We start from the raw sequence: 15,299 nt of genomic DNA, 5'->3' as shown, positions 1-15,299 counted from the left end.
CAATTCGTTACATTCATCAGTACACAATTGAGAAACAGAATGGTTGAAAATACTTCTGCCTCTAACGCCACCAAAATTAAGCGCAAAAAAGCACCTCTGATTGCAACTGTGATTATGTTGTCACTTGGTCTTGTCGGCGCTAGTTATTGGTTTGGCTACGGTCAATACTTCGAATCTACAGATAATGCTTACCTGCAGGGAGATATCACTAGCATCAGCTCAAAGGTATCCGGCTACATTACTCGCTCCTATGTGACCGATAATCAGCACGTTAGCCAAGGAGATTTACTCGTTCAGATTGATGATAGGGACTATCAAGCATCACTCGACCAAGCCAAAGCTCATCTAGCGGTTACTCAATCGAGCATTACTAATCTCGAAGCAAAACAAACCTTGCAGCAAAGTCAGATTCAGCAGGCACAAAGCCGCGTCGAGTCAGCGCAAGCTGAATATGATCGAGCAGTACAACAGGTTGCGCGCTCACGTAGCCTCCTCAAACGTAACTATGCTTCGCAAGATGAAGTAGACAGCATGCTGGCCCAGCAAAAAGTGACACTTGCCGAACTTAAAGAGGCAAAAGCAAACCTAGTCGCGAGCAATGATCAATTAGTTGTGATTGCCAGTGAAATTGAACAAGCCAACGCATCCGTAACCGAAGCGAAAGCTCAATTGGATCAAGCTCAGCTAAACCTTGATTACACCAAAGTTTATGCACCCACGGATGGCATTGTGGGTAAGCGCAGTGTCCGTGAGGGCTTACTTGTACAAGCAGGAATGCCTCTGATGAGCTTGGTACCTGATCAAGGCGTCTGGGTTGAAGCTAATTTCAAAGAAACTCAACTCAGTGGAATCCATAAAGGCCAGAAAGTGGAAATGGAACTGGATGCTTTTCCAGGAGAAACACTTGAAGGCGTTGTTGATAGTTTTTCTCCAGCAACTGGCGCAAAGTTCGCTCTACTCCCTCCCGAAAACGCAACGGGCAACTTCACCAAGATTGTTCAACGGGTACCTGTAAAAATAACTATTCAAGATCCAAAAACGCTAAATGGACGTCTACTACCCGGTTTGTCAGTCATCGCAACCATAGATACACGAGGTTAATTCATGACTGCGGCACTTAGCCATGTGGCTTCCCAAGAAGAACAAGTTCCAGCTCGTCATTGGATCGCTTTGTTCGGTGGTTTGATTGGCGCTTTTATGGCCATCCTCGACATCCAAATTACCAACTCTTCACTAAAGGATATTCAAGGTGCGCTTTCCGCAACACTCGATGAAAGCTCATGGATCTCGACCTCTTATCTCGTGGCAGAGATGATCGCGATCCCGCTTAGCGGTTGGCTTTCTAAAGCCCTTGGTAAACGCCGCTATCTGACTTGGACCACCACCATATTTACGATTTCTTCTCTGCTCTGTTCATTATCTTGGAACATGACCTCGATGATCGTCTTTCGTGCTATGCAAGGTTTTAGTGGCGGAGCATTAATTCCGTTGGCATTCTCGCTCGTCATTCAACTTCTGCCACTAAACAAGCGTGCGGTAGGTATGGCTTTATTTGGTGTAACTGCCACTTTTGCTCCTTCTATCGGGCCTACCTTTGGTGGCTGGCTGACAGAAAACTTATCTTGGCACTACATCTTTTACATCAACATCCCACCAGCACTGCTCGTGATTTCGATGATCCGCTACGGATTAGACGATGAAAAATTAGAGCTAGCTTTACTGAAAAAAGCCGATTGGTTTGGTATTACCACAATGGCACTTGGCCTAGGTTGCCTGGAGGTAGTACTTGAAGAAGGAAACCGCGAAGAGTGGTTTAGCTCTCGCTTTATCGTTACCTTAAGTATCATATCCGCAGTCAGCTTGGTTTACTTTGTGATCAATGAACTGCAACACAAGAAGCCACTGGTCAATTTAAGACTCTTACGTGATAGTCAATTTGCAATGTCTTGCCTCGCGTATCTTATCTTGGGTATGGCTCTGCTTGGCTCTATCTATGTGTTGCCTATGTACCTCACTCAAATCCAGCAATATAACGCAATGGAAATTGGTGAAGTACTGATGTGGATGGGTTTTCCACAACTGCTGATTTTCCCGTTAGTGCCTAAAATGACTCAGGTCATTAAGCCTAAGTATTTAGTGACATTCGGATTCACCATGTTCGGCTTGAGCTGCTATGTAAATACGCACATGAGCGTTGATTTTGGTGGCCAACAATTGATTCTCTCTATGGTCCTGCGTGCCATTGGTAGTCCATTCATTATGGTTCCACTCTCTTTAGTCGCAATGAAAAATATCAGTAAGCCGGACACCCCCGATGCCTCTACTCTAACTAATGTTATGCGCAATCTAGGCGGTGCATTTAGCATCGCCATAATTGCAACGCTATTGGATAACAAAACACGTGAGCATCTTGCGCATATCAAAGAATCCTTGCCTTCGGTTAGCCAACTGGGTTGGCACACCTTGCATCAACAGCAAACGTTTTTTGTTCAATCCGGCAGTGATGCCGCCACAGCGTTACAACAAGCAGAGGCGAGCTTACTCGCTACGATGCAAAGAGATGCCACAATTATGGCTTACAATGATGTGTTCCTGATGATGACGGCTTTTCTTGGGTTTGCCGCGGTGTTGATTTTGAGTATGAAAGATTAGTCATCTCGGCCGATAATTGAAAAAAGCCTTTATAATTCTATAACTTGAAGTCTATACCTTATACGTGTACGGTAAGAAAAAACTCAGGGAGACTGCCTATGACGTTTAAAATCAGCGCTTTATGGCATGAACGTCATGACGATGAGCATAAAATTCGTCGTGATGACCACCGAAGCCCATATCAAAGAGACCGTGCGCGTATCTTGCACTCGGCAGCCTTTCGTCGCTTGCAGGCCAAAACTCAAGTTCATGGCAATAGTTTTGATGACTTCCACCGCACTCGCCTCACCCACTCACTGGAGGCCGCTCAGCTCGGAACGGGTATTGTGGCTCAGTTAAAGAAAAAGCAACCTGAGTTTCGAGATTTACTGCCAAGCGACAGTCTGATTGATTCGCTGTGCCTCGCACATGATATTGGCCACCCTCCTTATGGTCATGGTGGTGAGGTTGCATTGAATTATATGATGCGTGACCATGGCGGCTTTGAGGGCAACGCACAAACATTTCGCATTGTCACCAAGCTCGAACCTTACACTGAGCATTTTGGTATGAACCTCGCGCGTAGAACCTTATTGGGCTTAATAAAGTACCCCGCAATGATCAGCCAAACACGCGCGGCCGTTATCCCCGAAAGCGTGCCTCACCAACGTAAACTACGCGCAAAAGATTGGATGCCTGCAAAAGGTCTTTACGACTGTGATCGTGCATTATTTGACTGGCTGCTAGAACCACTTAGTGATGACGACAAACAACGCTTTAGTACCATGCGAGATGAAGATGTAACGGAAAGCCAGCACAAGAAAACCCGTTATAAATCGATCGATTGCTCCATCATGGAGCTCGCTGACGACATCGCCTACGGTGTTCATGATCTTGAAGATGCCTTAGTGTTAGGAATGGTTAATCGACATCAGTGGATAGAAGGAGCAGCAAGCCAACTCGCCGATTGTGGAGACGCATGGTTTGAGCAGCACATCGAGTCAATAACTGAAATGTTGTTTGCTGGCACTCACTTCCAGCGTAAAGATGCAATAGGTGGAATGGTCAACGCGCTTCTCACTAGCATTTCCGTTAAACCTGTCGATGCTCCATTTGAGTGTGAATTGTTGTCTTTTAATGCTTATCTTGAACCAACCATGGCCAAAGCACTCGATATCTTAAAACGTTTCGTCAGTGACTATGTTATCCAAGTACCGCACGTTCAAGTCGTTGAGTACAAGGGCCAGCAGATCATTATGGATATCTTTGAAGCATTAAGTGCCGATCCAGAACGACTGTTACCGACTCAAGTGCGCCACCAATGGGCGTCTCAAGAATCTGAAAGTGCGGGCTACCGCGTCATTGCCGATTACATCTCCTCGATGACAGACGGACATGCTCAGCGACTCCATCAACAGTTATTCTCTTCACATTAACTTTTGTCTGACTTAAATAATCAGGAGCCTTCGTGGCTCCTGATTTGGGTTTAGTCGGCCATAAAGGCATCCAGCTTAGCTGTCAGACCCAATTTCTCCGCCTTGCTCAAAAAGCTCGCTTCTATCGCGTTCAAAGTAAACTGCGCTAACTCCTCCCAGGTTAATGCGTGGCTTTTGTCCACGGCGAGGAAGTTATCGGTCATATAACCGCCAAAATATGCCGGATCATCAGAATTAATCGTGACACATAGTCCTTCTCTTAATAGTTGGACGATATTATGGTCAGACATCTGTTCAAAGACTTTAAGCTTAGTGTTCGACAGCGGACATACCGTTAACGGCATTCGGGTTTTCGCTAGCTGTGCGACTAAATTAGTATCATCAACGCAGCGTACACCATGGTCGATACGGCTCACTTTGAGTAGTTCTAAACTATCGTAAATATTGCTAACTGGCCCCTCCTCCCCTGCATGGGCTACGGTTAGAAAACCCTCTTCTCGCGCTTTCGCGAATACTCGCGCAAACTTCTCCGGCGGATGGCCTAACTCCGAGGAATCTAGACCCACGGCAACAATTTTGTCTTTGTGAGGTAAAGCCTGTTGTAATGACGTAAATGCACTGGTCTCGTCGAGGTGGCGCAAAAAACACATGATGATACGACTGCTGATGCCATATTCCTCTTGGCCATCTTCGAGCGCTCTGTAAATACCATTGATTACCGTATCAAATGCAATCCCTCTATCAGTATGGGTTTGAGGGTCGAAAAAGATCTCAGTGTGAATCACATTATCTTTGTGACAACGGGTTAGGTAAGCAAAAGTGAGGTCGTAAAAGTCTTGTTCTTCAATCAAGACATTTGCACCTTGATAATAGATATCGAGAAAAGATTGTAGGTTAGTGAATTCGTATGCCGCTTGGACTTCTTCAGGATTCGCAAATGGCAAAGTAATCCGATTGCGTTTAGCAAGTTCAAACATCATTTCAGGCTCTAATGTCCCTTCAATGTGCAAGTGCAACTCAACTTTAGGAAGTTGTTGAATAAAATTGGATCGATGCACGCTTGTCTCCTCATAATATTATGAATGATGTAAACAAACGCTTTTCTCTTGGAGAATTTCTGCCATACAAAGAGAAAAGCGCTAAGCACTTTCTCTTCGTAATCTGGAATTTACGGCTCCAGGTAGAGACTCCCACACCGTATCAGTGGGATTATACGAAGTGCCGTGAAATCACGGCACGACTTAACAGTCTGCATTCGCATCATGTCAGCCGCTTTGAGATCAATTGTAGTTACTGATCTCGAGTTGTGTCATTAACTCAGGTAATTTTTCTCAAATACCCCAGGTGGCATCTGCTCTATCTGAAACTCTATCATCTGATTAAAGGCTGTAATCAACGGTGAAAAGTCCGCCTTAGGCTCAAGTAATTGCAAAATATGATAGCCCGCCTCAACGGTTGATAAGCTATTGTCACTAGGCGCTTTGCGGATACGGTAGTTACCTTGCAAATTCTCGGGCAGCCGAATTAAAGGAAGCGTCTGCAAGTTACTCGACAACTGCCACATCTTATAAGCTTTTTTCCACGTACCATCGAGCAAGATAACTCGCACTTTTTCTTGATTTTCCACTTTGCTTGCGACTTGTTGGTGGCTATGCGCCCCTTCACCAGGATAGAGAACAAAGTGGTAAACCTCTTCTTCCGCTAACAGTTGATTGAGCTTGGTATGTTCTGAAAAATTCTCATCCACAAAGCAGTAACTGTTGTTCAAAGACAAGCTTAATATACGCGCCGTGCCCATGGGCCTGTTCGTTTCACTCGGATGCTGTAAAATGATCAACTCTACCTTAGATGGTAAGCTTTGAATCCACTCACAAATACACGCTTTGAGTGATTTTCCACATTGAGAACAGTATCGAGACATAGAGTGCGCTTATTTTTTCCGTTAATTGCTGTCAGTTTAGTCTGCTTAGGACTGCAGTTTGAACCTCTTGCTTCACTCACAGAGTGGCATCGACAATGGATTTCTGAGGGTCAATGGTGGCGCATCGTATCAGGAAACTTCACCCACACCAACTTTGCTCATCTAGCAATGAATTTAGCAGGCCTTTGGGTGATCCACTTCATCTTCAAGCCCAGCCACCGTGCCTTTGCTTGGGCTTTGCTCCTTATTAGTTTAGCGGTTGGTTTGCTCAATATGTTAAGTGATATGACTAGCTATGTTGGCCTATCTGGCGTCCTGCACGGTTTGTTTGCTTGTTTTGCTCTCCAAGAAGCGCTAAAGGGCCGAAAAAGCAGTTGGTTACTGGTAATAGGTGTCGTTGCTAAGGTTGCTTGGGAGATGAGCATGGGTGCTTCACAATCCACTTCTGAACTCATTCAAGCTCGAGTAGCGGTAGAGTCACATATGTTTGGTACACTGAGTGGTCTCGTCTTCGCTTTATTCGTCGTAAAACTGCCTTTTCTTGGCCGTTTATCAAACAATGAGCAATAATTTCTGTTGATGTTATTACCTAAAGGGCTCAGAATGGCGCCCTTTTTCTCGCCCAACAAAACGAGTCGAGAGTCACTTCATACAGAGAACAACATATGGGTTTTACCTCTTTAGGCCTTTCTGCCCCAATTCTTAAAGCGATTGAAGAACAGGGATACGACAAACCATCTCCTATTCAAGAGCAAGCCATTCCAGCCATATTGCAAGGCAAAGACGTAATGGCAGCAGCGCAGACAGGTACAGGTAAAACAGCAGGTTTCACTCTGCCAATTCTTGAACGCTTAGATAATGGCCAGCGTGTAAAAGGTAACCATATCCGTGCATTGGTTCTGACTCCAACTCGCGAGCTAGCCGCTCAGGTTCAAGAAAACGTTTTCAAATACAGCCGTTACCAACGTCTTACGTCTCAAGTTATTTTTGGTGGCGTAAAAGCGAACCCACAAATGATGAAGCTACGTAAAGGCTGTGATGTGCTTGTCGCAACACCTGGTCGTCTATTGGATCTGTACCAGCAAAACGCAATCAAGTTTGACCAGCTAGAAGTACTCGTGCTTGATGAAGCTGATCGCATGCTGGATATGGGCTTCATTCGTGACATTCGCAAGATCCTTGCTCTGTTACCTGCTAAACGCCAAAACCTGCTTTTCTCTGCAACCTTCTCACCTGAAATTCGTGAGCTAGCCAAAGGTCTGGTAAACGACCCAGTAGAAGTATCGGTAAGCAAAGAGAACTCAACTGCGGTTACCATCGAGCAAAGCATCTACCCAGCAGACAAGCGTAAAAAAGCGCCAATGCTGGTGAAAATGATCAAAGACGGTGATTGGAAGCAAACTCTAGTGTTCTGTCGAACCAAGCACGGCGCTAACCGCTTAGCCTTTTTCCTAAACAAAGAAGGGATTACCGCAGCACCAATTCACGGTAACAAAAGTCAAGGTGCTCGTACTCGCGCTCTCGCTGATTTCAAATCAGGCGATGTAAAGGTATTAGTTGCAACAGACATCGCAGCACGCGGCATCGACATTCCTCAGCTACCACAAGTGGTTAACTTTGAACTGCCAAATGTGTCGGAAGACTATGTACACCGCATAGGTCGTACGGGCCGTGCGGGGGAAGTCGGCAAAGCTTACTCCCTAGTTGAAGCTGCTGAGGCTGCAGAACTGTTTGGTATTGAGCGCTTAATTCAGCAAGTTCTCCCTCGCCTAGAATTGGAAGGCTTTAAACCGGTAAACGAACTGCCTGAGTCTAAATTGGATACTCGTCCAATTAAGCCTAAAAAACCGAAAAAACCAAAGCAGCCTAAAGCTGAGCACCAAGACGGTCAGCGCTCCGGTGACAATGCTCGTGGTAATAAACCAGCAAGCAAAAACAAGCGTCACTTTGGTCACAACAAGCCAAATGGTGAAAATAAAGGAAACGGTGGTCAATCAAGACGTAAACCATCAAACACCAAGCCAAAGAACAATAATGGTGGCAATAGTGGAAACGGTCAGCAACGCCGTAAACCAGCCAATCGCAAACCAAGCGGCCAAGCGAAAGCTCAATAAGATTTAAATCAAAACGCTCCTCACTCAGGAGCGTTTTTTATTCGCCTCATAACGAAAAAAGTCCTCGTGACTAGCGAGGACTTGATACTTTTCAGTAAGGGGGGACTATTTCATCAGTACTTCTTCAGAATCTCAGCGATAGCCGATTCGTTTTCTGCACTAATGATCGCGTCAATGTCGTCATCGTTTTGGAACAACTCAGACAACGCAACAATCGTTTGAATGTGGCTGTCTGAATCTAGCGCTGCCAAAGTGACGGCGAAAAACACATCACCGTTATCTTCTGACTCTAAATCCACACCATTCTTAAACACTGTGATTTGTAGAGCAGCTTCATTCACACCATCTTCCGGACGAGCATGAGGCATTGCGATTTTCGGAGCCAGTACATAGTATGCGCCGATTTCTTCGTGTTTCTTCTTAATTGCTTCTAGGTAAGTTGCATCCACTTTTCCCTGCTCAACCAACTTAGAACAAGTGATATCAAGTGCGTTGTCTACCGTTAGGTTTTGTTCGTTTGAGATAACAATGCTATCGCCAATCAGATTCATAATGCTCATGATACTAACCACCCTAGAATCAGACCAACCACACCGAAGTCGAAGTCAGCGAATGTTGTTGCTTCAAGACCCAGGCCACCAAGAACCGGAAGAAGTAGCATTGGTAGGAACGATATACACAAACCTTGTGTAAACGAACCTAGAATCGCACCGCGTAGACCACCTGTTGCGTTACCGTAAACGCCTGCCGCACCGCCCACGAAGAAGTGAGGCACAACACCCGCAACGATAATCGTCCAGTCAAACATGCCTTGGATACCCATCGCGACTAGACCTGCGGCAAACGATGATAGGAAACCGATGAGTACCGCATTTGGTGCAACTGGGAATACCATTGGACAGTCTAGTGCTGGTTTTGCACCTGGTACGAGCTTGTCAGAGATACCTTTAAACGCTGGAACAATTTCTGCAATTAGCATCTTCACACCTTGCAGTACGATGTAGACACCACCTGCGAATGTTAAAGATTGCATAAAGGTGAATACTACCCAGTTTTGACCACCTGATACGCTTTCAACAAACTCACCACCAGCGATGATAGAAGCAAACATGAAGAAGATTGCCATGGTTGTCGCGACCGCTACTGGCGTATCACGTAGGAACATTAAGCTCTTAGGTACATTAATGTCTTCTGTTGTTTTCGACGTATCACCAAACTTGCTACCAATGTAACCAGATACTAGGTAAGAGAACGTAGAGAAGTGACCCATTGCGAGTTGGTCAGTACCCATTACTTTCTCAGTGTATTTCTGAGCTAGTGCAGGCATGATCACCATCAGTGAGCCTACTATCACAGAGCCCATAGCCACTAATACAGTGCCTTTAATGCCCGCTGTAGATAGGATTACAGCAGCAAGCATAGACATGAACATAGTGTGGTGGCCCGTTAAGAAAATATATTTTAACGGAGTAAAACGAGCCAATAGAATATTTACTACGAAAGCAAAGAACATAATTAATGCCATTTCGTAGCCAAATGCTTCTTGAGCTAATGCTACGATTGCTTCGTTATTTGGAATAACACCACTTACACCAAATGCTTCGGTAAATACCGTTGAAAAATGATTTAGCGCACCTACAAGTGCACCTGCACCAAAACCTAAAATTAGGAAACCCATTACGGTTTTAATAGTGCCTTTTAAAACTGTTGATATATCTGACTTCTGTGCAATTAACCCCACAAAAGCAATTAAACCAACCATGATTGCTGGCTCTTTTAATAAGCCAAGCATGAATTCAAAGAAATTAGCCATAGTTTACTTCCTTACATGAAAGTTTTTAATTGTTCTTCAATAGACGCTTTATCAAAAATATTTGCTAGGCTAACAATATTTGTTTTACCCGCTTCAGCTAATTGGTTTGCGACATCAGTTGCGGCAACCCAAATATCAGCACTACTTGATGCTGCTGAAGATAGATCTTCATGATCAACCTCTGCATCTAGACCAATTTTTCCAGCAACTTCTTTAACTGCCATCTCCATCATCAATGAAGTACCAAGGCCATTACCGCATACAACCATAATCTTTTTCATAATATTTTTCTCGTAGGGTTTTAATCAGAAAGCTGTGTGCTTTCGTTTATTTGTTGAGATGAATAATATCCAAATCGCCCTAAAACAGAATAGATCACCATCACAAAACCAAAATGACCTCGTGACCAAGATCACGCAAAATGAAGTTTCAAACACACAATTTATCACTAACACCGCGAAAGGAGCTGTAAACAAAAAGCATGTTTGAAATAAAAGATATCGAGAGGAAACTAAAGTGTGATCTGACGTTATGAACGGTGTTAAATAATAGCTTTGATTATTTTCCGTAATCGGTAAGCATTTTCTTTAAAAGACTATTAACATCTTTGGTCTTTTTATTTCTTTTAGTTAGAGCACTTAAAGATGTGGGCATTTCAGGCTTGGAGCATTCCGTTTCTTCCTCAACTCTATCTCGTAATTTTTGCACGGCAGGAAGTAACATACGAATTTCTTCGCCATATTCATTTTCAAGAACAACAATGTTCTCAGACTCAACTTGAATAATAGTTAATATACCGTGCTTAACTGACTCGACTCTTTCACCGACCATCGACGACTGAGGAGGAACAGAACGATCAGAAACTTGTCCACTACGCAGTTTCGCGGCAGTAATAGAACGAATATTTCCGGTATTTTCAAACGCTACAATAACGGTATGCGTATTGTAGTATTCAATTACCGTAACGTAGCCATGTTTTTTTGTTTCAAATCGAGCGCCTATTTGCATATCGTGTGGCGCTTCTTGTTTTTTAATTAACATCCAGTGTACCTAGGACTTCTTGGAAAATCCGACATAATGTAAGTATATACTCTACATACAACATTATAAACGATTACCCTACAGGGTAAGGTCATTTCTATTTGGTTCATTATAGAGTATCTGTCCCTGCCAATGACTAGGTGTAATAGTCTGATACAAAAAAAGCGCCATCGTTTGATAGGCGCTTTGACTGTTAAGATGCTCATTTACACTTAAACGATAGGACGCTGGCCACGGTCAATCAACTTCATCAGTACGCTGTCTGCGGCCTCGCCTGCCATACCAGCAAGTTTTGAAGTTAGCTTCTTCTTCTCAACGTAATGAATCGCCAGTACCGTTTTATCTTTACATGCTTCAACCACGAGGTCATCTGATGTTTTGATTTCATCAACCAAACCTAGCGCATGAGCTTGCGTACCAAACCAGTGCTCTCCCGTAGCGACTTTATCCAACTCAAGGTCAGGGCGACGTTCACGGATAAAGTCTTTAAATAGACCGTGTGTCTCTTCTAACTCTTGTTTGAACTTGTCACGCGCTTTATCGGTGTTTTCGCCAAACATAGTCAAAGTACGTTTGTATTCACCTGCTGTTAGCTGCTCATACTCAATATCATATTTTTTCAGTACTTTATTGAAGTTCGGCAATTGGGCAATCACACCAATTGAACCCACAATCGCAAACGGTGCAGAGACAATCTTATCTGCAATACAGGCCATCATGTAACCGCCACTGGCTGCCACTTTATCCACTGAAATAGTGAGCGGAAGATTCGCAGCTTTAATACGATCAAGCTGTGATGACGCCAAGCCATAGCCATGAACCATACCACCACCTGACTCGAGACGCAGTAGTACTTCATCGCCTTCTCGCGCAACAGCTAGAATCGCGGTCACTTCTTCACGTAGAGAAGCCACTTCTTTTGCATCAATGCTGCCTTTAAAGTCCAAAACAAATAAGTGAGGTTCGCGCTTACTATCAAGGTTCCCCTCTTTAGACGCTTGCTTTATTTCTTTCTCACGTGCTTTGTTTTTCTCTTTCTCTTGTTTTTTCTCCGCCTTGTCACGCGCCTTGATAAACGAGTCGTCGTGCAAGTGGTGCTCTAACTGCTCAACCGTATTTTTATGCTGTTCAGTAAGATTGGTGATTTCAAGCTCACCCTTTGCGCCGCCGCTTTTTCCGCCGACTGCTTTAGCAATAACCAATATCGCAACTACTGCAACCACGACAGTCACAATCTTGGCCAAAAACAGGCCGTAGTCCAACAAAAATTCCAATGTGATATCCCCAATTGTGCGAATTAGTGTATTGTAACCACCATCTTACGGATTCATAAAGTAAATCATTACAATAAGGATACAGATCGTGGATTATGCTGTTTCTTCAGATGCCCTGAAAGGCAAAGTCATCTTGGTTACTGGCGCGGGAGCAGGTATCGGTAAACAAGCAGCACTCTCTTATGCTGAGCGTGGTGCAACCGTGATTTTGCTTGGTCGTACAGTGAAAAAGCTGGAGCAGACCTACGACGAAATTGAAGCGGCAGGTTACCCTCAGCCAGCCATTATTCCTCTCGATATGAAAGGCGCAACCAAGCAAAATTACCTTGATATGGCAGATACTATTGAAGGTCAGTTTGGTCGCTTAGATGGTGTACTCCATAATGCGAGCCTTTTAGGTGTCATCAGCCCGTTTGATCAGATCGGAGAAGATACCTACGACGATATTATGCAAGTCAATGTGAAAGCGCAGTTCTTGATGACTCAAGCAATTTTGCCCCTGCTTCACAAATCAGATGACGCACGTATTGTTTTCACTTCTTCAACGGTTGGCCACAGCGGCCGTGCCTTCTGGGGCACTTACGCGATGTCAAAGTTTGCTACCGAAGGTATGATGCAAATTTTAGCTGATGAGTTAAGCGACACACACATCCGCGTTAACGCAATTAATCCAGGTGGCACTCGCACTGCCATGCGCGCAAAAGCTTATCCGGCTGAAGATACGGATCTGCTGAAAACACCACTGGATATTATGCCGCTTTACCTCTACCTAATGAGTCCTGACAGTAAAGACGTGAATGGCCAGTGTATCGACGCACAACCAAAAAAATAATTCTCACTGCTGATTTATTTTCCAAATAATAATCAACGCCTTGTGTTATCACCCGAGAAACACAGGGCGTTTTTTTATTCACTTGCTGCATCTTACTATTGCCGATAGTGCACAATAAATTATACTGTATGTATATACAGGTACTTTGTTATGTATGAACTAATCGAACATCTTAAGCAGAAACAATGGCTTTGGCAGGCAAATCAAACTCCAGAGTCACAAGACTACTACTCTACGGGCTACTCACTACTCGACCAAAAACTTGAAGGCGGTTTCCCGAAACATGGCGTTGTCGAACTGCAATCCTCGCAAGGGATTGGAGAGCTACGCCTTTTACTGCCGCACCTACAACAAACCAGCCAAGAGCGTTTAGTGGTATTTATTCAACCACCTGGTTATTTGTGCGCACAGCACCTTTCTGCTCAAGGTATGGACTGCAATAAGGTACTGCTCATTAATCCCAACACCCCAAAAGAGGCACTGTGGGCGGCAGAGCAATGTTTAAAAAGCGGCGCCTGTAGCAATGTCTTACTCTGGGCTACGGATCTTGAAGTTCACCAGGCTCGCCGTTTACAAGTCGCCAGTGAAACCGGTAACTGCCTCTCTTTTCTCTTTAAAACAGAGCAAAGAAGTCTATTTTCACTTCCGGTCAGCTTAAGCATGACACTACACCCTCATAGCCTAGGCCTTGAAATCACTATCACCAAACGTAAAGGGGGCTGGCCACATGGCAGCTTTGTGCTGGATATGCATCACTACTGGCCATCTTTAACTGTACAGGCTAGTGACCCTGTCGTTCTGCCGTTTTCTCTGCGCAAACAAGGTTAACCTATGCAGCTTTGGATTTACCTTCACTTTCCATCCTTGCAGCTAGATGCCCTCTATGCAGAGCAATCCGAGCAACCTTTAATTATTGTCGAGAGTAAGCGCTTTAAAGTGGTTCAGTGTAACAATGTGGCCAAAGAGCAAGGTATTCAGACAGGTATGGGACTTGGCAGTGCTAGCGCTTTGTGCCAACAACTGCAAGTTCACCCCTATGATGAAAAGATCGAGCAGAAAACTCTGCTGGATATTGCTCAATGGCTCTATATGGTGACATCTGACATCGTGCTGTTTGCTCCTCAAGGTATTTTGCTCAAAGTGACCGATATGCTGTCACTTTACGGCGGGTTAGATACCTACTGGCAACATGTATCACATCATCTAGACAAGCTTCAGCTAAGCTTCCACTTTGCTACGGGGCTCTCCCCCTTCTCTGCTATGTTACTCGCCAAATCCGGTACTAATTTTATTAGTCATGATAAGGACGCAATTACTGAGCTAGTTCAACGCTACCCTCTTACTGCTACAGAGCTAGAGACTAAACAGGTAGATGCATTATCTCGTGTGGGGGTCACTCACTTACACCAACTACTTGAATTGCCGATGCAAGATATTGCGCGTCGTTTCGATATTGATTTGGTGAACTACGTAGGAAGGCTTATGGGGCGATTCAAACACCCCATGAATTTCTACCATCCGCCAGAACATTTCAAAAGCTATATGGAGCTGCTGTTTGATATTGAAAACATTCAATGGCTAGAAAAGCCACTTTGTAAGTTACTTGATAAGTTAGAGTTATTCCTTACCCTACGTAACCAAGTCGCTTACGAGCTCACATTGACTCTCCACCAGCGCGATCATCAAGATAGCTCGATCTCTTTTACTTCAGCCAGCGGTGACTACTTCGCCAAACGCTGGATGACCTTATGCCAGCTCACGCTCGAATCCATAAAACTGGAAGCGCCTGTACAAGGGCTCACTCTCAACTTGGCACGCAGTGGCGAGCTTGAGTCAACAAGCCAAGATATTTTCGCCGGTCATAAAGGTAAACAAAGCGAGCTAGAACTAATTAGCATGTTACAAGCAAAACTCGGCCAAGAGCGGATACATAAAGTTGCCATGAGCGATGACCCAAGGCCCGAACATGCCACGCTGCTCTGCTCTGCGGAACTCCCTGTACCTTTGAAACCTCAAATTCAGCGATTACGACCCTCTTTTATGCTGAAAAAGCCAGAGCTCTTAACCGAAAAGGTCAACATCATTCAAGGTCCCGAACGCTTTGTTACAGGCTGGTGGGACGGTGATGAGATGACTCGAGATTACTTTATCGCCCGTAGTGATGCTGGACGTTGGCTATGGGTATTTCGCAATCAACAGATGCAGTGGTTCCTGCATGGTTTATTCTGCTAGAGGTC

15 protein-coding genes and 1 riboswitch are annotated in these 15,299 nt (G+C 44.5%); of the genes, 8 read left to right on the top strand and 7 right to left on the bottom strand.

Features of this window, described 5'->3' with window-relative positions:
- Window positions 1–39 precede the first annotated feature (39 nt).
- From AC4MRV_RS08200 to AC4MRV_RS08190, 3 genes are all read left to right on the top strand, one after another.
- Window positions 40–1,101, top strand: coding sequence for an HlyD family secretion protein (locus AC4MRV_RS08200; RefSeq protein WP_491186940.1), 1,062 nt, complete (start codon window positions 40–42; stop codon window positions 1,099–1,101).
- Between the two features lie 3 nt (window positions 1,102–1,104).
- Window positions 1,105–2,652: a DHA2 family efflux MFS transporter permease subunit gene (locus tag AC4MRV_RS08195; RefSeq protein ID WP_491186939.1), complete on the top strand. Its 1,548-nt coding sequence runs from the start codon at window positions 1,105–1,107 to the stop codon at window positions 2,650–2,652.
- Between the two features lie 98 nt (window positions 2,653–2,750).
- Window positions 2,751–4,067, top strand: a complete 1,317-nt coding sequence (locus tag AC4MRV_RS08190; RefSeq protein ID WP_491186938.1) for an anti-phage deoxyguanosine triphosphatase — start codon at window positions 2,751–2,753, stop codon at window positions 4,065–4,067.
- A gap of 50 nt (window positions 4,068–4,117) precedes the next feature.
- Here the strand turns inward: AC4MRV_RS08190 and AC4MRV_RS08185 are convergent, their stop codons facing one another.
- Entirely contained in the window at window positions 4,118–5,125 is a 1,008-nt protein-coding gene (locus AC4MRV_RS08185; RefSeq protein ID WP_491186937.1) for an adenosine deaminase, read from the bottom strand.
- 79 nt (window positions 5,126–5,204) lie between these two features.
- Window positions 5,205–5,304, bottom strand: a riboswitch (purine riboswitch).
- 75 nt (window positions 5,305–5,379) lie between these two features.
- Complete coding sequence (locus tag AC4MRV_RS08180) at window positions 5,380–5,988, bottom strand: tRNA-uridine aminocarboxypropyltransferase (RefSeq protein WP_491186936.1); 609 nt, start codon at window positions 5,986–5,988, stop codon at window positions 5,380–5,382.
- Window positions 5,989–5,991: 3 nt separating this feature from the next.
- On the opposite strand from AC4MRV_RS08180, the gene rrtA reads away from it, so the two are divergent.
- Together rrtA and AC4MRV_RS08170 are read left to right on the top strand one after the other, a co-directional pair.
- A complete protein-coding gene (gene rrtA / locus AC4MRV_RS08175; protein WP_491186935.1) occupies window positions 5,992–6,558 on the top strand; it encodes a rhombosortase in 567 nt (188 codons plus the stop codon).
- 95 nt (window positions 6,559–6,653) lie between these two features.
- Window positions 6,654–8,102 carry a DEAD/DEAH box helicase gene (locus tag AC4MRV_RS08170; RefSeq protein ID WP_491186934.1) on the top strand — a complete coding sequence of 483 codons (1,449 nt, stop codon included), beginning with the start codon at window positions 6,654–6,656 and terminating at the stop codon, window positions 8,100–8,102.
- Between the two features lie 113 nt (window positions 8,103–8,215).
- Here AC4MRV_RS08170 and AC4MRV_RS08165 read toward each other — a convergent pair whose 3' ends face one another.
- The 5 genes from AC4MRV_RS08165 to sohB all read right to left on the bottom strand — a co-directional run bounded on the left by AC4MRV_RS08165 (window position 8,216) and on the right by sohB (window position 12,230).
- Window positions 8,216–8,662 (bottom strand): PTS sugar transporter subunit IIA, encoded by a 447-nt coding sequence (locus AC4MRV_RS08165; RefSeq protein WP_491186933.1) that lies wholly within the window; start codon window positions 8,660–8,662, stop codon window positions 8,216–8,218.
- Entirely contained in the window at window positions 8,659–9,915 is a 1,257-nt protein-coding gene (gene ulaA / locus AC4MRV_RS08160; protein ID WP_491186932.1) for a PTS ascorbate transporter subunit IIC, read from the bottom strand. Before ulaA ends, AC4MRV_RS08165 begins: the two co-directional genes overlap by 4 nt.
- Before the next feature lie 11 nt (window positions 9,916–9,926).
- Window positions 9,927–10,196, bottom strand: coding sequence for a PTS sugar transporter subunit IIB (locus tag AC4MRV_RS08155; protein WP_038134134.1), 270 nt, complete (start codon window positions 10,194–10,196; stop codon window positions 9,927–9,929).
- A gap of 277 nt (window positions 10,197–10,473) precedes the next feature.
- The gene (locus tag AC4MRV_RS08150) at window positions 10,474–10,956 is read right to left on the bottom strand and encodes a hypothetical protein (protein WP_491186931.1); all 483 of its coding nucleotides are present in this window, start codon (window positions 10,954–10,956) and stop codon (window positions 10,474–10,476) included.
- A gap of 212 nt (window positions 10,957–11,168) precedes the next feature.
- Complete coding sequence (gene sohB / locus AC4MRV_RS08145; RefSeq protein ID WP_491186930.1) at window positions 11,169–12,230, bottom strand: protease SohB; 1,062 nt, start codon at window positions 12,228–12,230, stop codon at window positions 11,169–11,171.
- Window positions 12,231–12,318: 88 nt separating this feature from the next.
- Here sohB and AC4MRV_RS08140 point away from each other — a divergent pair, with 88 nt between their 5' ends.
- From AC4MRV_RS08140 to AC4MRV_RS08130, 3 genes are all read left to right on the top strand, one after another.
- Complete coding sequence (locus AC4MRV_RS08140; protein ID WP_491186929.1) at window positions 12,319–13,062, top strand: YciK family oxidoreductase; 744 nt, start codon at window positions 12,319–12,321, stop codon at window positions 13,060–13,062.
- Window positions 13,063–13,212: 150 nt separating this feature from the next.
- The gene (imuA, locus tag AC4MRV_RS08135) at window positions 13,213–13,890 is read left to right on the top strand and encodes a translesion DNA synthesis-associated protein ImuA (protein WP_491186928.1); all 678 of its coding nucleotides are present in this window, start codon (window positions 13,213–13,215) and stop codon (window positions 13,888–13,890) included.
- 3 nt (window positions 13,891–13,893) lie between these two features.
- Window positions 13,894–15,294, top strand: coding sequence for a Y-family DNA polymerase (locus tag AC4MRV_RS08130; protein ID WP_491186927.1), 1,401 nt, complete (start codon window positions 13,894–13,896; stop codon window positions 15,292–15,294).
- Window positions 15,295–15,299: the final 5 nt, after the last annotated feature.

This window comes from Vibrio sp. (genome assembly GCF_984391705.1).
The sequence above is the reverse complement of the archived record's forward strand: the minus strand, read 5'-3'. Positions and strand labels throughout refer to the sequence as shown.